Consider the following 20,840-nt stretch of genomic DNA (forward strand, 5'->3'; position numbering starts at 1 on the left):
TTGTCCGTGACGGCCCGGTTGGTCCGTCACGCCTGACACCCGCGCGCACCCATCCCGAACGAGCCGGGACCGAGCGGTGCGCCCACCAACCGCCACCGGGATTCCGGAGTCAGCCTTAGGCATGCGGGCGTGCGAAGTCGCCCCACTCACGCGGGACGCCACCAAAAGTCTACGGGAGACCAGCCACCCACACCTAACCGACCCCACCCATCCACAACCCCCAACATCCCCACCCCCACCCGCCACCCTTCACGGCACATTCCCCACATGACCCCCTTCCTCCTCACCCCCCTCACAATCGCCCTCCTAAACCCCCTAACCCCCACACCCCCACCCACCCCAAATCCGCCCACCCTCCACCCCCTTCAAGCCGTCACCCCAGCCCCCACCCCGCTCATCTCACCCCTCGACAGCGCTGCGCTCGCCTCACCTCCCGCCCGCGTTGCACTCGCGTCAACTCCCGGTCGCGCAGCGGTCACCTCGGCTGCCGATCCTGCTGCGGTCTGGCCGCTGACCCCACGGCCCGCGATCTTCCGCGGCTTCGAACCACCACCGAAGCCCTGGCTCCCCGGCCACCGCGGCCTAGACCTCAGCGGCTCCCCCGGCCAACAAGTCCGCTCCGCCACCCCAGGCACCGTCACGTACGCCGCCCCGCTGGCCGGCCGCGGCGTCATCGTCATCACCAACGGCCCACTCCGCACCACCTACGAACCGGTCATCCCCACGATCCGCGTAGGCGCCACCGTCACCCCCGGCACCCCCATCGGCCACCTCTCAGCAGCCGGCTCCCACTGCGCCCCCGCCACCTGCCTCCACTGGGGCCTACGGCAAGCCACCACCTACCTCAACCCCCTGTCCCTCCTCCCCCACCACCCCATCCGCCTACTCCCCCTAACCCCACCGCGTACCTCAGCCCCACCGTGGACGCCTGCCCGCCCACCCGACGACCCCACCGGCTACAAGCCCGCCAGACCCAGCGCCGCACCCGATCCCGGCCCGCCACCTGCCAGCCTCCAGGCCACAGCCCCACCGCGCGGCGAACTCACCTCAGGCGTGCTCGTCAGCCTGGCAGCCGCCGCGACCCTCATCGGCAGCCTCCTCATCAGGCGGCACTGATGCGCACCACCCCACCGCACCCCACCCGTACGGCGAACAGCCAACCGAGCCGCGACTCAGCTCCCGGGGACCCGCGCCTGCCAAGCGTCTTCATCCCGGGACCGACGCTCAACACCAGCCGGCAGCTTGCCCTTGGCCAGGTCGATCAACGTCGTGTGCTCCAGCACGTCCCGCAGGCTCGCCCGCGCCGCGATCCACACGCGCTGCAACACGACCGCCCGCTCGTTGTACGCGACGCTCTCCGGCCGGACCCCGGAGATGCTCACGATCGGCCCGTCCACCGCCCGCATCACGTCGGCCACCGATACCTCGTTCGGATCGACGGCGAGCTTCCACCCACCCGACTGCCCCCGCTGGCTCGACAGCACGCCGGCCCGGCGCAGGTCGGCGAGAATCCCCTGCAGGAAGCCATGCGGAATCCCCTGGGCACGGCTCAGTTCCTCGGCGGACACCACCGAGGGGTCGTTGGCCACCCATCGCTGGGTGATCTCGATCAGCGCCCGCAACGCATAGTCAGACTTCGCCGAAACCCGCATACTCCGCAGTCTGCCGTATCAAGGCCTCAGGTCAGGCGCGCGGATGCGCTTGTTCGTAGGCGCGTCGCAACCGGTCGCCCGACACATGCGTGTAGATCTGCGTCGTGGCCAGCGAAGCGTGACCGAGCAACTCCTGCACGCTGCGCAGGTCAGCCCCGCCTTCGAGCAGGTGTGTCGCCGCCGTGTGCCGCATCCCGTGCGGCGACAGGTCCGGCGCGTCGACCGCGTCCATCCGGGCGTGGACGAGCCGCCGTACGGTCCGTTGGTCGATCCGCCCACCGCGCGCCCCGAGGAACAGCGCCGGTCCACTCCCCGGCCGGAACAACTTCGGCCGCGCCCCGTCCAGCCACCCGTCCAGGGCCACGCCCGCCGGTACGCCGTACGGGACCGAGCGTTCCTTGCGGCCCTTGCCGAAGACGCGGACCACCCGGCGTTCGGTGTCGACATCGTCGATGTCCAGGGCGCACAGTTCGCCGACCCGGATACCCGTGGCGTAGAGCAACTCCATGATCGCGAGGTCGCGGAGTCCGACCGGGCTGCCGTCGTCGGCCGCGACCGCGGCCGCGTCGAGCACCGCCCGCGTTTCGGCCTGCCCGAGTACGCCGGGCAGCGACTTGTGCGGCTTCGGACTCGCGAGCAGAGCACCCGGATCGCTCTCGATCCGGCCGGTGCGCTGGGCCCAGGCGGTGAACACCCGGGCGGCCGTCGCGCGCCGCGCCATCGTGCTGCGCGACTTGCCGAGACTCTGCTGCTTGGCCAGCCAGGACCGCAGCCCGCGGATGTCGAGCCCACTCAGATCATCGTGACCAAGCCGAGTCAAATGATCGATTAAATCCACCACATCACCGATGTAGGCTCGCACCGAATGCTTGCTGAGGTCTCTTTCCGCCGTCAGATGCCGTTCGTAGTCAGCCAGTAACGCAGTGAAACCTTCCGGTACGGAAGGCGTTCCGCTGACCTCGTCCGGCGCCATGCCCCGACCATGCGGCAGTGACCCCGGCATCGCAAGCCACCGCGCGGTGCATACCCCGAGGAGGTCTGGCCCGAAGCCCACCGGTCGACTACTGTTCGGCCCGATTGCCCTAGTAGCAACGGAGGCACCCCTGACCATGGCCCCCTCAGCGAACGGACAGACCGTAGGCCGGCGCCTGCCGGTCGAGTCGGCGTTCACTCGAGTCGAGGATGCGCGGCACCGTCTGCCGCGCCTGTTCGGTCGTCGCGACCTAGTTGTTCTCGGACTCGGTGTGATGATCGGGTCCGGCATCTTCAGTCTCAGCGGTAAGCAGGCGGCCACCGTCGCCGGCCCTGCCGTGATCTTGTCGTTCCTGATCGCCGCGGTGGTCTGCGTGCTGGCCGCTGCCTGCTACGCGGAGCTCTCCTCGACGATTCCCGTCTCGGGCAGCGCGTACACCTTCAGCTACGTCACCTTCGGTGAGATGTGGGCCTGGCTGGTCGGCTGGGCCCTCGTGCTGGAGCTCGTCACGGCCGCCGCGATCGTGGCGCGGGTCTGGTCGGCGTACTTCCTGGCGACCCTCGACGGCTTCGGAGTCACCCTCCCGGCAAACATCGCCCAGTACTTCGGACCCGAAGCGAAGCTCAACCTGGTCGCGCCCTTGCTGCTGCTCGTGCTGACCGCGCTGATCGTGACCGGCACCAAGCTGTCGGCCCGCGTGCTCACCGTGGTGGTCCTGGCGAAGGTCGCCGTGATCGTGCTGGTCGTCGTGATCGGCGCCACGCACATCAACTTCGACAACTACCGGCCGTTCGTCCCGGACGCGCGGCCCGCGCCGGCCACGGCCAGTCCGACTTTGCTCAGTTGGATCCTGGACTCGTCGTTCGGCTCGTTCGGCCTGATGGGCATCTTCACCGCGGCCAGTTCGATCGTCTTCGCCTACATCGGCTTCGACCTGATCGCGACCGCGTCCGAGGACGCCCGCAACCCCCGCAAGACTGTGCCCCAGGGCATGCTGCTCGGCGTCGGCGCCGTCACGATCCTGTACGTCGCGATGGCGGTCGTCCTGGTCGGGATGCGGCCGTACGGCCAACTTGGTGGCGGCGCGCCGGTGTCGGAGGCGATGTCGGCCGTCGGCGTGGGCTGGGCGGCAAAGGTGGTCAATCTAGGGGCCTTGCTCGCCCTGATGACGGTCATCATGGTCGTCTTGATCGCCCAGAGCCGCGTCCTGTTCAACATGGGTCGTGACGGCCTGCTTCCGAAGAGCCTCGGCCGGGTCAGCCGCGTGTACTCCTCGCCGGCGCGGGCAGCCTCCGCTGCCGGTCTGGCCGCGGTCGCGCTGACGCTGTACCCGAAGGTGCTCGACCTGGAGGAACTGCTCGTCATCGGAGCCCTGTTCTGCTTCGCGTTCTGTGCCGTCGGTGTGCTGACCCTGCGGCGCACCGAGCCAAACCTGGAGCGCGGCTTCCGGGTCCCGATGGTGCCGCTGATCCCGCTGCTGTCGCTGGCCGCGACGCTGTGGCTGATGCTCAACCTGAAGACCAGCACCTGGACCAAGTTCGGCATCTGGATGGCGCTCGGTCTGGCGATCTACGGCCTCTACGGCCGCTGGCACAGCCGGCTGGCCAACGAGGACAGCTGGGACTTCGACATCGGCGACACCGACCCGGGGACGGGCGGTCTGCAGGCGGTCCGGCACGATCCGACCGACAGCAGCACCAGCGAACTACGCGCGGTCCGGACGCCGCCGAAGTCGACACGCGGCAAACACATGCGTAACTGACGACTTCGGGGCCTGTTTTCCACAGGCCCCGAAGTCGTCTGCCAGATCGGTGCGAACCCCGGCATGTTCTTTAGCCGGAGGTGGTCATCGATGCGAACCACGGACGCGCTCGGGCAGTACGGCGAAGATCTCGCCGCCAGGTACCTCGTGGAGCACGGCTTCACGATTCTGGAGCGCAACTGGCGTTGTGCCCAGGGCGAGATCGACATCGTCGCCCGGGAGGACCGGACCCTCGTCGTCTGCGAGGTCAAGACCCGGCGCGGCCTGAACTACGGATCTCCCCTCGAGTCGATCACGTATCGCAAGCTCAGCAAGCTGCGTCAGTTGGTCGGCCACTGGCTGCGCGAGCATGACTTGCGCCCCCGCGAGGTCCGGATCGACATCGTCGCCGTGCTCCTGCCACATCGCGGCGAGCCGAGCGTCGATCACGTCAGGGGCGTGGCCTGATGCCGCTCGCCCAAGCCTGGTCCGTGGCGCTGGTCGGTCTGGAGGGCCACCTCGTCGAGATCGAGGCCGACATCGCCCAAGGCCTGCCGAAGACGACTCTGATCGGCCTGCCTGACGCCTCCCTGTCCGAGGCTCGCGATCGGGTCCGGGCCGCTGTCGTCAACAGCGGCGAGAAGTTCCCCGACCGCAAGGTGACCATCGGCCTCTCCCCCGCGACCCTGCCGAAGACAGGCTCGCACTACGACGTAGCCATAGCCTGCGCCCTCCTCGCAGCCGCCGGTGTCGTCGACAATCAGCGGCTCCGCAGCGTCGCCATCATCGGCGAACTGGGCCTCGACGGCCGAATGCGGGAGGTGCGTGGAGCCCTCGCGATGACCCTGGCCGCGTCCCGCTCAGGCTTCGAGCGAGTCATCGTTCCGGAACTGAACACCGGCGAGGCGAAGCTGGTGCCAGGCATCGAGGTCTACGGCATGCGTTCACTGCGCCAGGTGCTCGCCCTCCTGCGGCAGACCGAGATGCCCGAGGAGGACCCGCCCCGCGCGGAGCCCCGATTGATCTCGGAGTCGCTCACCCGCGTCCCGGAGGTCGACCTCCACGACGTCCTCGGCCAACGCGAGGGCCGCAAGGCAATCGAGGCCAGCGCCGCCGGCGGGCACCACCTCTACCTGCACGGGCCGCCCGGCTCCGGCAAGACGATGCTCGCCGAACGCCTAGCCGGCCTGATGCCGGATCTCAGCACCGAGGACTCGCTCGAAGTCTCAGCGGTGCACTCCCTGGCCGGCTTGCTCACCAACGACGCGGAGCTGGTCGTGCGGCCACCCTTCATCGCTCCGCACCACACCGCATCGCTAGTCAGCCTGATCGGTGGCGGCTCCGGGATGCCTCGCCCCGGCGCCATCAGCTGTGCCCACCGAGGAATCCTCTTCATCGACGAAGCACCCGAGATGCATCCTCTGACCCTCGACACTCTGCGCCAACCGCTCGAATCCGGCTTCATCGAAGTCCACCGGACGGCGGCGGTGGCGAAGTTCCCAGCCCGCTTCCTGCTCGTCCTCGCGGCCAACCCCTGCCCGTGCGGCCAAGCCGGTACGCCGAACGGCATCTGCAACTGCACCCCGCAAAACCTGAACCGCTATCGCCAACGGATCAGCGGCCCGATCAAAGACCGCATCGACATCCAGCGCCAGATCCTCCCGGCGGCCCGTGGAGCCGCCGACGGCGACCCACCTGAGTCGACAGCCGAGGTCGCCGCCAGGGTCAGACTCGCCCGCGACCGCCAAGCCCACCGCTACAAAGCCACCACCTGGCGACTGAACAGCGAAGTACCCGGCCCGATCCTCCGCCGCGAATACCCGATTGACGAGCCCAGCCAGCGCCTCCTCGAAGACCTGTACTCCGAGGGCCGCCTGACCGCCCGTGGCTTCGACCGAGTCTCCCGCCTCGCCTGGACCCTCGCCGACCTCCAAGGCGCCCCCATCCCCACAGTCCCCCTAACCCACCAAGCCTTCCAACTCCGCACCGGCGCCCCCCTCACCCCCCACACAGACACCCGCCCCCTACGAGAGGCCCCCCAATGACCACACCCCCACCCCACAGCCCATCCCTCACCCTGGCCACCACCCCACCAGCCCCAACCAGCACCACCAGCCCATCCCCCACCACGCCACCTCCAACCGGCACGCCCAGCCCATCTCCAACCCCGCCACCTCCAAGCGGCACCCTCGCCCCATCCCTCACCCTGGGCAGCCACCCATCAGCTCCAACCGGCACCACCAGCCCGTCCCCAACCCCGCCCGCTTCGATCGGCACCCCCGCCCCAACCCTCACCCTGGGCATCAACCCCCCATCTCCAAGCGGCACCACCCAGCCGTCCCAAACCGCAGCAGCGCCCGTGCCCCAGACCGCCCGGCAGCCCATCAGCAGTAGGCCAGCGACCGCAGACCCTGTCGCAGCCAGCCATGCAGCCGCCACGATGCCCTTCGCCAGCCACCCCGTCCCAGCACTCACCCTCGGCCCCACCCCACCACCAGCTCCGGCCAGCACCAGTCCATCCCAAACCCCAGGAGCGCCCCACGCCACCCCACTGCCCACGGCGCCTCTCACCAGCCACCCAGCAGCAGCCGCAGCCGACCCTGCCGCCACCGCCACGGTGCCCTTCGCCAGCCATCCCGTCCCAGCACTCACTCTCGGCCCCACCTCAATCCCGACCTCCGACTACGGGTTCGAGGCGGAGCCGAGCCCGTCGCCACCGCCGCCGCCACCGGCAGAGGACGCCGGTTCGACTCCCAAGACCTCGCTCGCAGACGGCTCAGCGCCCACCGCCGCTCGGTTGTTCGACGGTGAGGAGAGTCCACTGTCGTCTGCGGGGCGAACGGCGCAGCGAACGGGGGAAACTGCTGGGCAGTTTCCTGTTGGCGGTGCAGTGGGGTGGGATGCGGAGCGGGTTGCTCGGGCTGGGTTGGCTCGGGTGGTGGAGCCGGGGGATCCTGCGGCGGTGGCTGCGTTCAGCGGGCTGGAGGCTCAGGAGCTGTGGCTGGCGTTGCAGGAGAAGCGACCGATGTTTGAGCGATGGTCTGCTCGGGTTGCGGAGGCTCGACCAGAGGCTGATCTGGAGCGCGCCGCGGAGGCTGGGGCGCGGTTCGTCATCCCGGGTGACAACGAATGGCCGGAGCAGGTCGAGGTGCTGGCGGATGCGGGTCAGCAGAGCCGTCGCGGCGGCGTACCGTTCGGGCTTTGGGTTCGCGGCCCGGCGCATCTGCGGCAAACGCTCGAGAAGTCTGTTGCCACGGTCGGTGCGCGCGCCTGCTCGTCGTACGGCGAACACGCGGCCTCTGAGCTGGCCGCCGGTCTAGCCGATGAAGGCGTGACGGTGGTTTCCGGCGGCGCTTATGGCATCGATGCCGCAGCCCATCGTGGCTCCCTCGCGAGCGGCGGTCCAACAGTCGCGATGCTCGCATGTGGAGTCGATGTCAGCTATCCGAAGAGCAACACCGCCCTCTTCGACCGGATAGCCGAAACCGGGTTGCTAGTAAGCGAACTCCCACCGAGATGCTCGCCCACCAAGCTGCGCTTCCTCGCCCGCAACAGATTGATTGCCGCAAGCACCCTCGGCACCGTCGTGGTCGAAGCCGCCGTCCGCAGCGGCGCGTTGAACAGCGCCGGCTGGGCCGAGCAATGCGGACGCCAGGTGCTCGCCGTACCGGGCCCGATCACCTCCCGGATGTCAGAGGGCGCCCACCTTCTGATCCGCGAACGCAACGCCGTTCTGGCAACAAACGTCGCCGACATCCTCGAGGCGATCTCCCCCATCGGCACCCACGTCACCGCCTACCCGCACGCGCCCGCCAACCCCACCGACAACCTCGACCACGAACTGAGCCGCACCCTCGACGCAGTCCCCGTACTACGCCCCGCCCACGCCCTCCGCATCGCCACCACCGCCGGCCTCGACCTCGACACCACTCAGGAGTGCCTGGAAACCCTCGCCGAATCCAACCTCATCGAATACACCCCCTCCGGCTGGCGCCTCTCCCCCGATCACCGCCAGGCCCTCTGACGGCGTTGAGGTGAGGTGGCGAGCTGGCTACCGGCGGGCGCGAGCAACTGCGGTGGTGAAGGGAAGGAGGGAGGCGGCGGTTCGGGGCGGATTTTCCAGGTTCGGGGAGTGACCTAGCACGGGAAGGAGTTCGATTTGGGCGCCTGGGACGGACTGATAGTCGTGAGCGGAGGCAGAGTGCCATCGGCGGTCGTTCTTGCCGAAGAGGACCAGCAGCGGTAGACCGAGGGGGCGTAGGCGGTCTGGAAGCGGTGACTGTTCGAGGTACTCGCGGGATGCCTGCTGCGTTGCGGTGAACGAGTGATAGGTCATCGCGCGCACGTCGTCGACAAGTTGGTCCGGGATTCGGTAGCCGGGGAGGCTGAAGGCGGTCTCCATCGCGTGGCGGATTTGCTCGTCGGTCAGCTGCGCCCACTTCGAGCGCTCAAGCTCGCCCTCCGGTTCAAGCTCGCCCTTGGGTTCGAGCCTGCCCTTGGGCTCAAGCTCGCCCATGGATTCGAGCCTGCCCATGGGTTCAAGCCTGCCCTCCGGTTCGAGCTTGCCGTTGGGTTCTGGTTTGCTGTCGGGGTCGGTCGTGGTATCGGGGGTGATGAGCGCGTTCAGGTGGGGCCGGTGTTGATGAGAGCGAGTGCGCTGACCAGGTTGGGGCGTTGCTCGGCGAGAGCGGTCGCCGTGTAGCCGCCGCTGGAGTGGCCGACTGCGATGACGCGCGTGATGCCGAGCCGGTCCAGCACGGCGCCGGCCCGCAGTGCCTGCTCGGGGATTCCGTAGAACGGACCTTCTGGTTTGGCTGATTGGCCATGCCCGAGCAGGTCGAGCCGGATGACGCGATGCGACCTGGTCAGCAGTGGAACAAGTGGTTCCCAGGCGCGGCTGCTGGAGCCGGATCCATGGATGAGCAACAGCGCGGGGGCGGCACGGGGGCCGTCGTCGCGAACGTAGATGCCGTCCTCGCCCATGTACAGCGTCGATTCCGCAGCGTCTTGTGTCATCTGCGGCTCCCGTCCGAGGTAGTCATGAGCCCAACTCTCGCTACCTGAACCGCCGATGGATTGAACAAATGTTCCCTCTGACCACCGGCTTTAGCATGTGAGGGTGGCGGCGGGTGCTGAGTGGGTCGACGGCGCGGTGTGGGAGGTTTCCCGGCCGAAGGGTGGGAGCCGGGTGCCGGGGGTGAGTATGGCTGGGTTCGGGGATCGGGGGATGACGCCGGAAGGGTTGCGGTTGATTCCGCATCCGGGGGTGACGGTGGCCTTGTTGTTCGGCGGTGGGTCGGTCAGTGTGGCGGATGAGTTCGGGCGAGAGCTGAGCGGGAGTCTCGTCGCGGGGCTGGGGTTCGGGGCTGCGCGGCTGCGGCGGGCGGTGGACTTTCAGTGCCTGCAAGTGCGGCTGAGCCCGGCGATCGCGCGGGCGGTTCTCGGTCCGGTGGCGACCGAGCTAGCAGGCTCGATGGTCATGCTCGACGATCTGTGGGGACGGGAGGCGCCGAGGATCGGCGAGCAACTGGCTGGAGCCTCGTCCTGGGACGAGCGCTTCGCGTTGACCGACAATTGGCTCGCTCAGCGACTCGCGACAGGTACGCCGCCGAGCTCGGAGGTTTCCTGGGCCTGGCGGCAGATCGTCGACAGCCGTGGGCAGTTGAGGATCGACGAGCTCGCGGTCGAGCTCGGGTGGAGCCGTAAACGCCTGTGGTCCCGGTTCGGCTCGCAACTCGGCGTGCCACCCACACGCGCCGCGAGCCTGGTTCGCTTCGACCACGCCGCCCACGAACTCGTCGCCGGCCACAACGCTGCCCGAGTAGCAGCCGACACCGGGTACGCCGATCAGTCCCACCTGCATCGAGACGTCATGGCGTTCACGGGCACCACACCCGCGCTCCTCCGCGACGAACCGTTTCTGACCATCGACGACCTCGCCTGGCCCGCCACCATCCAGCCTGCGGTCACACCGAAAATCCAGCCCGTCGGGTAGCCAGCGCGGTCGCCCGAGACGCGGCTCGCCAGGATGGCTTGCATCGCACGATCCGAAGCACTGGCACGTGCCGTCACCAGGGCGTGTGCCTGCGACGCGATTCGGCCAGGCGGATTGCTTCGCGTTCATCGAAGCGCTAACACGTGCCGTCGCCAGGGCGGTGGCTCGGGACGCGGGTCGCTCAGATGGATTCGTTCGGGCTATTCGAAATGCAGGGTCAGGTTGGTTTTGAGGATGGGGACGTGGGTGGCGGCCGCCTTGATGATGGCCTCGCCGGCTGTGCCTGTGGAGGCTCGTTCGATGGTGATGGGCAGTGATCTGGTCGACATCGCGGGGAACGCGGCTCGGGCCGGGACCTTTGCGACTGTGGGGTTGTCGGTCGTCAGGTCGACGATCAGGCCGGCTAGTGGGGCCGGGGCCGGTAGGCAGAGGATCAGGATGACTTTGTCCGTTCCGCTGGGTATCCGCCGGTCGGGAGTGCCTTTGAAGTACATCTCCGCGGAGAGCACCTGGACCTCGAGGCGTTCGCGGATCCGGGCGATGGGGACCGCGTAGCCGGTGGCGAAATCCAAGGTCGCCGCCACCAGAAGGCCGACCACCTGGTTCTGGATGTTGAGCACGACCGAGCCCGAATCACCGTTCTTCGCGAACGGACCCTCGAGCGCCGAGATCTCGAGCAGGCCCTTGAGTTCGTAGGTCCGGTCGCCCTCGGTCCAGGTCACAGTCCGGTGGCTACCGGTGACCCGGCCGTGCGTGATTCCGGTCTCCGATCCGCGCTTGCTGACCGGGTAGCTCCCGACCTCGTCGTCAGCGATGTCGTACTCACCCAGCACAGCCCCCAGTCCGATGACTTGGGGCAGGAACTTGTCGTCGTAGTGCAGCAGGTCGCAGATTGCGAAGTCGCCGTACTCGTCCTCCTTGCCGCTGACGGCGAGCTGTACCCAGCCGATCCGGTCGTTGTCGATGTCGTGCGGCTGACCGACCCCTGTCCCGATCGCGCCGATGACGTGTTCGGCGGACAGCGCGTACGTGCCGCCGTGTTTCAGCGACGAGTTGTTCCGGTCCGGGCCGCCGTCGGGTCCGGTGTACGTCACGGCACAACCGAGAGATCCGTAGTGAAGGTCCACTCCGGAGATCCGCTCGGTGTAACAGCCGCCCTGCAGCGGGCGGACCTTTGCCTTGTCGTAGTAGCCGTCCACCTCGACGATCTCGTCAAGATCCTGTGCAGTCATGCCCGGGGTTCCTTTCGGCTCGATTCGACATCGGTTCACGAAAAGTCACGCCTGCCGGATTCCGAACCTGAACTCCACAGCCGGCTCCCCATCGCCCGCCTCGGTGACAGCCGGCCGGCCGGCGGAGCAGTCCTGAGGCCAAAGGGCAGCCCGAGCTCGGAAAGTTACGCACCGCATTCGCAGAGTAACGCACTGTAGCGATCGGAGTACATGGCAAAGCCCAACCAGTTTCAGACCTCACTCGCGGGCCGCACGTGCGGGGTGGGCTGGCCGCGTGTGGGTGGGGTCGAGCCGCGCGTGCGGGTGGGCAAGCCGCGTGTCGGTGGGGTCGAGCCGCGCGTGCGGGTGGGCAAGCCGCGTGTGGTGGGGTCGAGCCGCGCGTGCGGGGTGGGCGGGCCGCGCGCTGTGGGTGGGCGAGAGCCGCGCGTGCGGGGTGGGCCGGTGAGCCGCGCGTGCGGGGTGGGCCGGTGAGCCGCGTGGGTTTGCTTCGATCATGCTGCACACCAGTCGGTGGGCGGACACGTCGTAGCCCGGGTAGCTGCCGAGAGCGGTTACGCCGACCAGTCGCAGCTGCGTCGAGATGGCGTGGCGTTCGCCGGTACGACGCTCGCGAATCTGTCCGGCGGACCGGTTCTCGCGATCGACGATCTCGCCTGGCCCAGCCAATCAGCTCAGCCAGTCAGCCCAGCCGGCCTGGCCGAGCCAGCCGGCCTGAGCCACCGGGGGCTAGGCCGGCTGGTTGAGTGAGTAGGGGTTAGCGGCCGAAGTCTGAGTCTTTGGGGACTTCGAGGTCTGTTTTGGCCAGTTCTTCGATGTTGACGTCGCGGAAGGTGACGACTTTGGCGTTTTTGACGAAGCGGGCTGAGCGGTACACGTCCCAGACCCAGGCGTCGGCCATCGTCACCTCGAAGTAGACGTCGCCGCCTTCGGTGCGGACTTTCAGGTCGACCGCGTTGCACAGATAGAAGCGTCGTTCGGTCTCCACCACGTACTTGAAGATCCCGACGACGTCCTTGTACTCCCGATAGAGCTGGAGCTCCATATCGGTCTCGTACTTCTCAAGGTCGTCAGCACTCATCGGCTCTCCACTCCGGTGGGACTGGTGACATTCTGTCCCATATCGGGCCGCATACTGCGGCGGACATTCTCGAACCGCCGTCTGTGTTGTGGACACGGGCCGTATTCGTCCAGTGCCGCCTGGTGTTCCGGGGTGCAGTAGCCCTTGTGAACCGCGAAATCGTATTGCGGATACACCTCGTGCCAGTGCTGCATGATCCGGTCCCGGGTCACTTTGGCGATCACCGAGGCGGCCGCGATGCAGGCTGCCACCCGGTCACCCTTCCAGATCGCCAGCCCCGGTACGCCGAGGCCGTCCACCCCGAAACCATCGGTCAGCACGTACTGCGGGCGCTGGTCGAGCAGGAAGATCGCCCGGCGGAGCGCCTCCACGTTCGCGACGTGCATGCCCAGCCGGTCGCACTCGGCCGCCTCGATCGAGACCACCGACCAGGCCAGCGCCCGCTCGCGGATCTGGTCGTAGCAGCGTTCCCGCGCCTTGGCCGTGAGCAGTTTGGAGTCGGCGAGCTCCGGGATCTGGCCGCGTTTGCCGTCCGGCAGGATCACCGCGGCAGCGACCAGCGGGCCGGCGCACGGACCGCGGCCCGCCTCGTCGACCCCGGCGATCGGGTCGAGGCCGACCCGGCGCAGGGCGCGCTCGTACCCGTACAGCCCGGCGTCACGCCGGATGGTGCTGCCGCGCGGAAGTGCGCTCATCCATCAACTCACTTGGGGGGTGGTGTGAGGGAGATCGAGGGTTTGTCGGGAGCCGGCCCGGGCGCCGGGATCGACTTGAAGGTGTCCGGTACGTCCAGTTTGCCGAACCTGTTCGCCGGCCACACCACCAGGATCGCGCGGCCGGTGATCTTGTCCATCGGCACGAAGGCCGAATCGCCCGGGCTCCCGCCGTCGGGCCCGGTGTCGCTCAGGTGCACCCGCGAGTCGCCCGACTCGGCCCGGTGGTCACCCATCAGGAAGACCTTGCCGGCCGGCACGGTGACCTGGAACTCCATCGCCGAGGGGGCGTCACCGGGGTACAGGTAGGCGCTCTCCTCGAGGGGCTGGCCGTTCACCATCAGCCGGCCCTTGGAATCGCAGCAGGCGACCTTGTCGCCCGGCATCCCGACCAGGCGCTTGATCAGGTGTCCGTGGCTGGAGTCCGGCAGCAGGCCGACGACCTCGAAGAACCGGCCGACAGAGCCGCGCTTCTGGCCGCTCTCCCCGCTGCCCAGCCAGCCGCCCGGGTCCTCGAACACGACCACGTCACCGCGCTCGACATCGGTCAGCTTCTCCACCACGACGCGGTCGCCGACCAGCAGCGTGTTCTGCATCGACTCGCTCGGAATGATGAACATCTGGCCGACGAAGGCCCGCAGGATCGACGAGACGATCAGCGCACCGACCACGATCAGCACGAACTCGCGAGCGGCAGCCGCGAGGCCGGAGCGGTGGGCGGGTTTCTCTTTCGTCGCGGTCGGTGTCTCAGTCACTTCTTCAGCCCCGGCTTCTTGAAGGTTTCCGGAGGACGCAGCATCGTCATCCGGTCAGACGGCCAGATTACGCAACAGGCACGGCCAACCACGTTCTCGACGGGGACGAACCCGCCACCGGGACCGCCCATGTGCGCGCGCGAGTCGGCGGATTCGGCCCGGTTGTCACCCATCACCCACAGTGAACCAGGCGGCACCACGACGGTGAACGGCGAGTTCGACGGCTTGGCGTCCTTGAGCAGGTACTCCCGCTCGTCCAGCGCGATGTTGTTCACCGCGATCTGCCCGGCCTTGTTGCAGCAGACCACCTTGTCGCCGGCCACGCCGATCACCCGCTTGACCAGGTGGCCCTCACCGCTGCGCGGCAGGATGCCGACGAACTCGCCGAGCTGGCGCAGCGTACCGGGGGTCTTCGGCGCCTCGTTCAGCCAGTTGGCCGGGTCCTTGAAGACGATGATGTCGCCGCGGTCGACGTCGCGATGCAGATAGCTGACCTTCTCGGCCAGGATCCGGTCGTTGGTCGTGAGCGTGTCGTACATCGACTCCGAGGGCACGTAGAACGCCTCGGCGACGAAGAGCCGCAGGACAACCGTGATGACCAACGCGAGCACCGTCACGGTGGTCATCTCGATCAGCAGGCTCATCAGCGGGTTGCGCTGTTTGAGCCTACGGTGACGTCCCTTGGTGCGACGTGCCCTCCTGGCTGGCGGGCGAGCGCGCGTCGCGGTGCTCGGCGCCATACCTGACCGTCGTCAGTCGACGATCAGGAGGCCGGGACGTCCCGCTTCTCCTTGATCTTGGCGGCCTTGCCGCGCAGGTCGCGCAGGTAGTACAGCTTGGCGCGGCGGACGGCGCCGCGGGTGACGACCTCGACCTTGTCGACGATCGGGGTGTGCAGCGGGAAGGTCCGCTCGACACCGACACCGAAGCTGACCTTGCGGACCGTGAAGGTCTCCTGCAGGCCACCACCCTGGCGCCGGATCACGACACCCTTGAACACCTGCACGCGGGAGCGGTTGCCTTCGACGACCTTGACGTGCACGTTGACCGTGTCACCGGCGCGGAAGGCGGGGATGTCGTCACGCTTGCTCGCGTTGTCGAGCTCGTTCAGGATGTTGCTCATCAGGTGTCTCTTCCTCGCGCGTGCCACAGGTCACCCACGAATGTGCTCGGTGTGAGAGTCGAAGATGCTGTCATCCGGTGGTCACCCCCTGTGGCAGGATCACCGTATGGCAACAGCGACCAAGTTTGCCACACGCACCGACCGCGACGAAATCAGCCGTCTCGGTGCGCGCGGCGGTGCCGGTTGTGGGCCGTCTGGTACCGGTTCAGTGCTGCCGGTTCAGCGCCGCCGACGGCGCTTGGCCAGCAGCACCAGCTCGACCTTCTCCGTCTGCCGCTCCCGCTTGATCTCGCGGTACCCGGCATTGCGGTAGATCTGCAGGTTGCGCTCACTGGCCGCCCCCGTGAACAGCTCGTACGTCGTGACCTCGGCGGGCGCTGTCTTCTCGGCGACCTGCAGCAACTTGGCGGCGATCCCCCTGCGCTGCCAGTCGGGCGCCACCATCAGCCGCCCGATCCGGCCGACTGAGCCGGAGATGCCCAGCTGGACCGATCCGACGATCCTGCTGCCCGCCACGGCCTTCCAGACCGGCCCGTCGGCAAAGCGGGCGACACACTCCTCCAGCGACTCCAAGAGCGGCGGTATGGAGAGGTCGCCGTACGCCTGCGCCTCCGTGAGGAAGGTGGCTCGCTGCAGGGTGAGCAACTCCCCCGCATCCGCCTCAGTCGCCGGCAGTACCCGGACCTGCGAAGCCGGGTCGTCCTCGGCAGGCATGGAGCTCCCCCACGCCGCCAACAGGTCCGGCCTGCGCTCAGCAGTACGCCGTACAGACTCCTCGTGGCGCCACTCGGCGATCAGCTTGTGGTTGCCCGACAGGAGGATCTCCGGTACGTCGTGCCCGCGCCACGACGGTGGCTTCGTGTAGACCGGGTACTCCAGCAGGCCATGACCGGAGTGGGACTCCTCGGCCAGCGACTCCGGGTTGCCGATCACCCCGGGCAGCAGGCGGGCAATCGCCTCAACCATGACCAGTACTGCGACCTCGCCACCGTTCAACACATAGTCGCCGATGGAGATCTCGTCGACCTGCATCCGCTCAGCAGCGTGGGCAGCCACGCGGGCGTCGATTCCCTCGTACCGTCCGCAGGCGAAGGCCAGCCAGGGCTCGGCTGCCAGCTCGTAAGCCAGCTCCTGGCTGAACGGCCGGCCAGCAGGCGTCGGGACGATCAGCCGCGGCTGGGACGGCCCGTCAGCAGGCAGTACTGCGTCAAACGCCTCTCCCCACGGCTGCGGCTTCATCACCATGCCCGCGCCACCGCCGTACGGGGTGTCGTCGACAGTGCGGTGCCGGTCGTGGGTCCAGTCACGCAGGTCGTGCACCCGGACGTCCAGGAGGCCGCTCTTGGCCGCCTTGCCCACCAGGGAGACGTCCAGGGCCGCCAGGTACTCCGGGAAGATGGAGAAGACGTCTAGCCTCATCAGCTGTCTCCGGGGTCCGCCGGGACGACCTCGGCGCCTTCCGGATCGAGCAGCCCGGGGCGGTCGGCCACAGTCACGTACTTCGCCCCGAGGTCGATCTCCGGCACCAGCTCCTCGACCAGCGGCACCAGTACTGCGTTCCCTGCCGGGCGACGGATCTCCAGCAGGTCCTGGGACGGCAGGTGGATGACGTCGATGACCTCACCCGCCTCGACCCCGTCGGTGGTCCGCACCTTGAGCCCGATCAGCTCGCGGTCGTAGTACTCCTCCGGGTCCTCGGGACGCTCGTCCTCGCCGATCTCGGCCTGGACCTCGAGGTTGCGCAACTGCTCGGCGGCGGTCCGGTCCGGCGACTCGGCGAACTTCACCAGCAACCGGCCACTGTGCCACCGGCTGGACTCCACGGTCAGCGTCCGCGGCGGCTCCGACACCGTCACCAACCGAGCCCCCTCGGCAAACCGCAGATCAGGATCATCCGTCCGGACGATCATCCCGACGTCCCCCTTGATCCCATGCGCCCGACCGATCCGGCCCACAATCACCAGCACCGCAGTTCCTCCGCTTGCTCATCACCCGTACATCGCGCGGAGCGGACCGCTCCACGTCGCAATCTGCCAGCCCAGGCCGCACATTCTGTCCAGTGACACTGGACAGAATGTCGCTCAACGGTTGACAGCGTAGGCGGCAGAAGCCGATCCCCACCAAACGCCGGCACCCGTCGGGAGCCCTGGTGGTAGCTGGACTGTGCAGCGGCGTGGCACGTCGCAGCCCAAACGACAACGGAGGGGCGCCGGGCCCACCAGAAGAGCAGAGAAGGGCCGCACCCAGTGGGTACGGCCCTTCGGGGACTGTCTGAGGTCAGCGGCGCGGGCGCCGGTTGAACTCGTCGACGAAGTCGATGCGGACCGACTGCTCGGAGCTGAGTGCTCCGACCACGGTCCGGATCGCGGTCGCCGTCCGGCCGTTGCGGCCGATCACCTTGCCGATGTCGTCGGGGTGCACGTGCACCTCGAGGGTGCGTCCGCGCCGCAGGTTGCGGGACCGGACGCTGACGTCGTCAGGGTTGTCCACGATGCCTCGGACCAGGTGCTCGAGCGCCTCGGTCTCCATCATCGTCAGGCCTTGGCGTCGTCGGCCGGCGCGTCGGCGGCAGCCTCCGCGGCGGGAGCCGCAGCGTCAACCTCGTCGGCCTTGGCCTCGTCAGCCTTCGCCTCGGCCTTCTTGTCAGCCTTCGGCTCCGCCTTCTTGGCGGCGGCCTTCTTGGTGACGGCCTCGGTCTTCAGCGTGCCGTGCGCCTCGGCGAGGGCCTCGTTGAAGATCTCCTGCTTGTCGCGCTTCGGCTCCTTGACCCGCAGCGGCGGCGGCGCGTCCAGACCCTTGAACTTCTGCCAGTCACCGCTGGCCTTGAAGATCGCCTCGACGGCCTCGGTCGGCTGCGCGCCGACGCCCAGCCAGTACTGCGCCCGGTCCGACTCGACGTGGATGAACGACGGCTCGGTCTTCGGGTTGTACTTGCCGATCTCCTCGATGGCGCGGCCGTCACGCTTGGCGCGGGCGTCCATCACGACGATGCGGTAGTGCGGCGCACGCTTCTTGCCGATGCGCTTCAAACGGATCTTGACTGCCACGTTTGTGGGGTCTCCCTCGGGATTTCATGTCTTGGTTGAGCGATGCACCGGCGTCGTGGGGACAACGGGTGACCACTCGAATGGGCCGGCCGGGACGTGGAGTTAGAGGGCTGCACGTGATCCGGACGGACTCAGCCCAACATTCTGCCAGATCCAGCTACCTCAAACCAATCCACCCTGACCCAACCACCAGCAACCGACCGCGACGCATCCCGCCGCCGGCTCCAGCGGTTACTGCGAGAGGCAGTCGCCAACTGATCTGTGGGAGGCATCCGCGGCTGGGGCGGCAGCCCGCGGAGGCGGGCGGGTTAGGCGCGGAAGGCTGCCAGGTCGGGGGGGCCGGTGGGTTAGGCACGGAAGGCGGCCAGGTCGGGGAGGTGGGTGGCGTAGCCGTCCAGGAGTTGGTGGGCGGCGGTTACTGAGTCTATGAGGGGGTGCCAGGCGAAGGCTCGGATGGCGGCGGCTCGGGAGCCGGAGGTGGCGGCTTCGATGGTGGAGCGTTCGACCGCCTTCACGGAGAGGACCAGGCCGGCCTGGTGGTCGGTGAGCTGGGAGACCGCGACCGGGCGGGCGCCGTTCGCGTCGACCGTGCAGGGGATCTCCACCACGGCGTCGTCGTCGAGGTGGCGCAGGGTGCCGCGGTTGCGGACGTTCAGGATCAGCGACGCCCGCTCGTTGTGGGCGATCGCCCGCATCAGCGACAGCGCGACCTGCTCGTACCCGCCCGCCGACATGTCCCGCTCGTCCCGCTCCCCCGCGTCGGCCACCGCCCGACTCTCGACCATGTACGTCGATTCCCGCTCGGCCCGCGTCTTCTGCCACAGCTCCAACGCATTCGACGGCTGCCGCGCAGTCTCGGCATAGAAGGCGGACTGCTGCTCCAGCAAGAACGTCCCCCGCGTCTGCTCCACCGCCTGTACTGCGGCCAGCGTCTCCCGCGCGAAGTAGTAGTAGTGCAGGTACTCATTGGGGATCGACCCGAGCGACCGCAGCCACTCGACCCCGAAAAGCCGCCCCTCCTCGAAATCCCCCAGCGCAGCAGGATCCGCGAGCAGCGCCGGCAAATGGTCCACACCACCCGACTGCAACCCACGCAGCCAACCAAGGTGATTCAGCCCGGCGTAGTCGTAGAACACCGAAGACGCGTCCAGCCCCAAAGCCAAAGCGGCCCGCCGCCCCAGCCCAGAAGGCGAATCGCAAATCCCGATCACCCGGTCGCCGAGGTACGGAATCATTGCCTCGGTCACCATCCCCGCCGGGTTGGTGAAGTTGATGACCCACGCCTCAGGCGCCAGCGCCGCGATCCGCTGCGCGATCGCAGTTGCCACCGGCAACGTCCTGAGCGCATAGGCGATCCCGCCCGCCCCGACGGTCTCCTGACCCAGTACGCCGAGGTCGAGCGCGACCCGTTCGTCGATCGTGCGCCCTTCGAGCCCTCCGACCCGGATCGCCGAGAAGACGAAGTCGGTACCCCGCAACGCCTCGTCGAGGTCGGTCGTCTCGGTCACCGCCGGCGCATCGGAGTACGGCGCGGCCTGCTGGCGTAGTACGGCGCCGATGGCGGAAAGCCGGGTGCGGTCGGTGTCGTAGAGCACGACGGAGGTGATCCGGCCCTCGCCACGATCGCCGAGCAAAGCCTGATACACGAGCGGAACCCGAAACCCGCCGCCTCCGAGGATGGTCAGTCTCATGCGAGCACCACCTGCACCCCTGCCTCCTCCAGCTGCGTGCGGGTTCCTTCGTCGGCACCCGGCTCGGTTACCACCATGGTCAGTTCGGTCGGCTCGCACACGCGGGCGACGCCGTGACCGGGGAACTTGGTCGCATCGGCCAGCAGCACCACGCGGTCGGCGGCCTTGATCATCGCCCGCTTCACCGGTACCTCGATCATCGTGCTGTCCATCACCCGGCCGTCGGGACGGACCCCGGAGGTGCCGAGGAACAGCCAGTCGACGTGGATCTGGCGCAGCGACTCCTCGGTCAGGTAGCCGACCAGCGACCGATAGCTGCGCCGGACGAAGCCGCCCAGGATGATCAGCTCGATCTCCTCGTCGTTCTGCAGCTCCTCCAGTACGGCGAGGTTGCTCGTCACCACGGTCAGCGAGCGGCCGTGCAGATGCTGGGCGACCCGGTGGGCCGTCGTACCGATGTCCAGCAGGACCGACTGTCCGTCGCTGACCAGGGCGGCCGCGCGGCGGGCGATCTTGTCCTTCTCCGACGCGCGCACAGCGCTGACCTCGGCGAAGGGTTCGTCACCGCCGTCGACCGCGAGCGCGCCGCCGTAGACGCGGGTCAGCCGGCCCTGCTCGTGCAGCTGTTCGAGGTCGCGCCGGATCGTCGCCTCACTGACACCGAGCTGGGCAGCCAGCACTTTCACGCCCCCGGCCCCATCGGCCCGAAGCGCACGGACGATCTGATCCTGCCGCTGCTTTGGCAACACGGAGAGACCGTACCACGCAAAGTCCGTCATATTCACTCATCCAAGTGCAAGGGTATTGCGCAATCTGCTCGAAAGATCCACACTGCATGCA

Annotated in this window: 23 protein-coding genes; 7 read left to right on the top strand and 16 right to left on the bottom strand. The window is 68.1% G+C overall.

Features of this window, described 5'->3' with window-relative positions; genetic code table 11:
- The first annotated feature begins 267 nt into the window (after positions 1 to 267).
- A complete protein-coding gene (locus AB0F51_RS37005) occupies positions 268 to 1,116 on the top strand; it encodes a M23 family metallopeptidase (protein WP_360288014.1) in 849 nt (282 codons plus the stop codon).
- A 56-nt stretch (positions 1,117 to 1,172) separates the two neighbouring features.
- Here AB0F51_RS37005 and AB0F51_RS37010 read toward each other — a convergent pair whose 3' ends face one another.
- Positions 1,173 to 1,652: an Rrf2 family transcriptional regulator gene (locus tag AB0F51_RS37010; RefSeq protein WP_360288016.1), complete on the bottom strand. Its 480-nt coding sequence runs from the start codon at positions 1,650 to 1,652 to the stop codon at positions 1,173 to 1,175.
- Positions 1,653 to 1,683: 31 nt separating this feature from the next.
- Entirely contained in the window at positions 1,684 to 2,625 is a 942-nt protein-coding gene (locus tag AB0F51_RS37015) for a tyrosine recombinase XerC (protein WP_360288018.1), read from the bottom strand.
- 136 nt (positions 2,626 to 2,761) lie between these two features.
- Between AB0F51_RS37015 and AB0F51_RS37020 the strand changes: the two genes are divergently transcribed.
- The 4 genes from AB0F51_RS37020 to dprA all read left to right on the top strand — a co-directional run bounded on the left by AB0F51_RS37020 (position 2,762) and on the right by dprA (position 8,390).
- Positions 2,762 to 4,387: an amino acid permease gene (locus tag AB0F51_RS37020; RefSeq protein ID WP_360288020.1), complete on the top strand. Its 1,626-nt coding sequence runs from the start codon at positions 2,762 to 2,764 to the stop codon at positions 4,385 to 4,387.
- A gap of 90 nt (positions 4,388 to 4,477) precedes the next feature.
- Positions 4,478 to 4,834: a YraN family protein gene (locus tag AB0F51_RS37025; protein ID WP_360288022.1), complete on the top strand. Its 357-nt coding sequence runs from the start codon at positions 4,478 to 4,480 to the stop codon at positions 4,832 to 4,834.
- On the top strand, positions 4,834 to 6,411 hold the full coding sequence (locus tag AB0F51_RS37030) for a YifB family Mg chelatase-like AAA ATPase (RefSeq protein ID WP_360288024.1): 1,578 nt from the start codon (positions 4,834 to 4,836) through the stop codon (positions 6,409 to 6,411). Before AB0F51_RS37025 ends, AB0F51_RS37030 begins: the two co-directional genes overlap by 1 nt.
- A 917-nt stretch (positions 6,412 to 7,328) precedes the next feature.
- On the top strand, positions 7,329 to 8,390 hold the full coding sequence (dprA, locus tag AB0F51_RS37035; protein WP_360288026.1) for a DNA-processing protein DprA: 1,062 nt from the start codon (positions 7,329 to 7,331) through the stop codon (positions 8,388 to 8,390).
- 27 nt (positions 8,391 to 8,417) lie between these two features.
- Here the strand turns inward: dprA and AB0F51_RS37040 are convergent, their stop codons facing one another.
- A complete protein-coding gene (locus AB0F51_RS37040; RefSeq protein WP_360288028.1) occupies positions 8,418 to 8,900 on the bottom strand; it encodes an alpha/beta fold hydrolase in 483 nt (160 codons plus the stop codon).
- Between the two features lie 89 nt (positions 8,901 to 8,989).
- Positions 8,990 to 9,382, bottom strand: a complete 393-nt coding sequence (locus tag AB0F51_RS37045) for an alpha/beta fold hydrolase (RefSeq protein ID WP_360288030.1) — start codon at positions 9,380 to 9,382, stop codon at positions 8,990 to 8,992.
- Between the two features lie 103 nt (positions 9,383 to 9,485).
- On the opposite strand from AB0F51_RS37045, the gene AB0F51_RS37050 reads away from it, so the two are divergent.
- Positions 9,486 to 10,361: a helix-turn-helix domain-containing protein gene (locus tag AB0F51_RS37050; protein WP_360288032.1), complete on the top strand. Its 876-nt coding sequence runs from the start codon at positions 9,486 to 9,488 to the stop codon at positions 10,359 to 10,361.
- Positions 10,362 to 10,561: 200 nt separating this feature from the next.
- Here the strand turns inward: AB0F51_RS37050 and AB0F51_RS37055 are convergent, their stop codons facing one another.
- Positions 10,562 to 11,593: a hypothetical protein gene (locus AB0F51_RS37055; protein WP_360288034.1), complete on the bottom strand. Its 1,032-nt coding sequence runs from the start codon at positions 11,591 to 11,593 to the stop codon at positions 10,562 to 10,564.
- Between the two features lie 510 nt (positions 11,594 to 12,103).
- Between AB0F51_RS37055 and AB0F51_RS37060 the strand changes: the two genes are divergently transcribed.
- Positions 12,104 to 12,340: a hypothetical protein gene (locus tag AB0F51_RS37060; protein WP_360288036.1), complete on the top strand. Its 237-nt coding sequence runs from the start codon at positions 12,104 to 12,106 to the stop codon at positions 12,338 to 12,340.
- Between the two features lie 7 nt (positions 12,341 to 12,347).
- On the opposite strand, the gene AB0F51_RS37065 is transcribed toward AB0F51_RS37060, so the two are convergent.
- The 11 genes from AB0F51_RS37065 to AB0F51_RS37115 all read right to left on the bottom strand — a co-directional run bounded on the left by AB0F51_RS37065 (position 12,348) and on the right by AB0F51_RS37115 (position 20,749).
- On the bottom strand, positions 12,348 to 12,671 hold the full coding sequence (locus AB0F51_RS37065; RefSeq protein WP_077012708.1) for a DUF2469 domain-containing protein: 324 nt from the start codon (positions 12,669 to 12,671) through the stop codon (positions 12,348 to 12,350).
- Positions 12,668 to 13,366 (bottom strand): ribonuclease HII, encoded by a 699-nt coding sequence (locus AB0F51_RS37070; protein WP_360288038.1) that lies wholly within the window; start codon positions 13,364 to 13,366, stop codon positions 12,668 to 12,670. The genes AB0F51_RS37065 and AB0F51_RS37070 overlap by 4 nt, the downstream gene beginning before the upstream one ends.
- An 8-nt stretch (positions 13,367 to 13,374) precedes the next feature.
- The gene (lepB, locus tag AB0F51_RS37075; RefSeq protein WP_360288040.1) at positions 13,375 to 14,139 is read right to left on the bottom strand and encodes a signal peptidase I; all 765 of its coding nucleotides are present in this window, start codon (positions 14,137 to 14,139) and stop codon (positions 13,375 to 13,377) included.
- On the bottom strand, positions 14,136 to 14,783 hold the full coding sequence (lepB, locus tag AB0F51_RS37080) for a signal peptidase I (protein WP_360288042.1): 648 nt from the start codon (positions 14,781 to 14,783) through the stop codon (positions 14,136 to 14,138). Before lepB (AB0F51_RS37080) ends, lepB (AB0F51_RS37075) begins: the two co-directional genes overlap by 4 nt.
- Before the next feature lie 119 nt (positions 14,784 to 14,902).
- Positions 14,903 to 15,262, bottom strand: a complete 360-nt coding sequence (gene rplS, locus AB0F51_RS37085; RefSeq protein ID WP_360288044.1) for a 50S ribosomal protein L19 — start codon at positions 15,260 to 15,262, stop codon at positions 14,903 to 14,905.
- A gap of 219 nt (positions 15,263 to 15,481) precedes the next feature.
- Positions 15,482 to 16,681 (bottom strand): tRNA (guanosine(37)-N1)-methyltransferase TrmD, encoded by a 1,200-nt coding sequence (gene trmD / locus AB0F51_RS37090; protein WP_360288046.1) that lies wholly within the window; start codon positions 16,679 to 16,681, stop codon positions 15,482 to 15,484.
- The gene (gene rimM / locus AB0F51_RS37095; protein ID WP_360288051.1) at positions 16,681 to 17,229 is read right to left on the bottom strand and encodes a ribosome maturation factor RimM; all 549 of its coding nucleotides are present in this window, start codon (positions 17,227 to 17,229) and stop codon (positions 16,681 to 16,683) included. Before rimM ends, trmD begins: the two co-directional genes overlap by 1 nt.
- Positions 17,230 to 17,539: 310 nt before the next feature.
- Positions 17,540 to 17,791, bottom strand: a complete 252-nt coding sequence (locus tag AB0F51_RS37100) for an RNA-binding protein (RefSeq protein ID WP_020389433.1) — start codon at positions 17,789 to 17,791, stop codon at positions 17,540 to 17,542.
- A gap of 5 nt (positions 17,792 to 17,796) precedes the next feature.
- Positions 17,797 to 18,309: a 30S ribosomal protein S16 gene (gene rpsP / locus AB0F51_RS37105; RefSeq protein ID WP_360288053.1), complete on the bottom strand. Its 513-nt coding sequence runs from the start codon at positions 18,307 to 18,309 to the stop codon at positions 17,797 to 17,799.
- 347 nt (positions 18,310 to 18,656) lie between these two features.
- Positions 18,657 to 20,000: a 6-phospho-beta-glucosidase gene (locus tag AB0F51_RS37110; RefSeq protein WP_360288055.1), complete on the bottom strand. Its 1,344-nt coding sequence runs from the start codon at positions 19,998 to 20,000 to the stop codon at positions 18,657 to 18,659.
- The gene (locus tag AB0F51_RS37115) at positions 19,997 to 20,749 is read right to left on the bottom strand and encodes a DeoR/GlpR family DNA-binding transcription regulator (RefSeq protein WP_360288057.1); all 753 of its coding nucleotides are present in this window, start codon (positions 20,747 to 20,749) and stop codon (positions 19,997 to 19,999) included. Before AB0F51_RS37115 ends, AB0F51_RS37110 begins: the two co-directional genes overlap by 4 nt.
- Between the last annotated feature and the right edge of the window lie 91 nt (positions 20,750 to 20,840).

The sequence above is a fragment of the Kribbella sp. NPDC023855 genome (assembly GCF_040639475.1).
Lineage (GTDB): Bacteria > Actinomycetota > Actinomycetes > Propionibacteriales > Kribbellaceae > Kribbella.

Excerpts from the sequence above, each read along its gene's own strand:
- AB0F51_RS37005 (WP_360288014.1), top strand. The coding sequence starts at position 268 with ATGACCCCCTTCCTCCTCACCCCCCTCACAATCGCCCTCCTAAACCCC.
- AB0F51_RS37010 (WP_360288016.1), bottom strand. The coding sequence starts at position 1,652 with ATGCGGGTTTCGGCGAAGTCTGACTATGCGTTGCGGGCGCTGATCGAG.
- AB0F51_RS37015 (WP_360288018.1), bottom strand. The coding sequence starts at position 2,625 with ATGGCGCCGGACGAGGTCAGCGGAACGCCTTCCGTACCGGAAGGTTTC.
- AB0F51_RS37020 (WP_360288020.1), top strand. The coding sequence starts at position 2,762 with ATGGCCCCCTCAGCGAACGGACAGACCGTAGGCCGGCGCCTGCCGGTC.
- AB0F51_RS37025 (WP_360288022.1), top strand. The coding sequence starts at position 4,478 with ATGCGAACCACGGACGCGCTCGGGCAGTACGGCGAAGATCTCGCCGCC.
- AB0F51_RS37030 (WP_360288024.1), top strand. The coding sequence starts at position 4,834 with ATGCCGCTCGCCCAAGCCTGGTCCGTGGCGCTGGTCGGTCTGGAGGGC.
- AB0F51_RS37040 (WP_360288028.1), bottom strand. The coding sequence starts at position 8,900 with ATGGGCAGGCTCGAATCCATGGGCGAGCTTGAGCCCAAGGGCAGGCTC.
- AB0F51_RS37045 (WP_360288030.1), bottom strand. The coding sequence starts at position 9,382 with ATGACACAAGACGCTGCGGAATCGACGCTGTACATGGGCGAGGACGGC.
- AB0F51_RS37055 (WP_360288034.1), bottom strand. The coding sequence starts at position 11,593 with ATGACTGCACAGGATCTTGACGAGATCGTCGAGGTGGACGGCTACTAC.
- AB0F51_RS37065 (WP_077012708.1), bottom strand. The coding sequence starts at position 12,671 with ATGAGTGCTGACGACCTTGAGAAGTACGAGACCGATATGGAGCTCCAG.
- AB0F51_RS37070 (WP_360288038.1), bottom strand. The coding sequence starts at position 13,366 with ATGAGCGCACTTCCGCGCGGCAGCACCATCCGGCGTGACGCCGGGCTG.
- lepB (WP_360288042.1), bottom strand. The coding sequence starts at position 14,783 with ATGAGCCTGCTGATCGAGATGACCACCGTGACGGTGCTCGCGTTGGTC.
- rplS (WP_360288044.1), bottom strand. The coding sequence starts at position 15,262 with ATGAGCAACATCCTGAACGAGCTCGACAACGCGAGCAAGCGTGACGAC.
- trmD (WP_360288046.1), bottom strand. The coding sequence starts at position 16,681 with ATGAGGCTAGACGTCTTCTCCATCTTCCCGGAGTACCTGGCGGCCCTG.
- AB0F51_RS37100 (WP_020389433.1), bottom strand. The coding sequence starts at position 17,791 with ATGGAGACCGAGGCGCTCGAGCACCTGGTCCGAGGCATCGTGGACAAC.
- AB0F51_RS37110 (WP_360288055.1), bottom strand. The coding sequence starts at position 20,000 with ATGAGACTGACCATCCTCGGAGGCGGCGGGTTTCGGGTTCCGCTCGTG.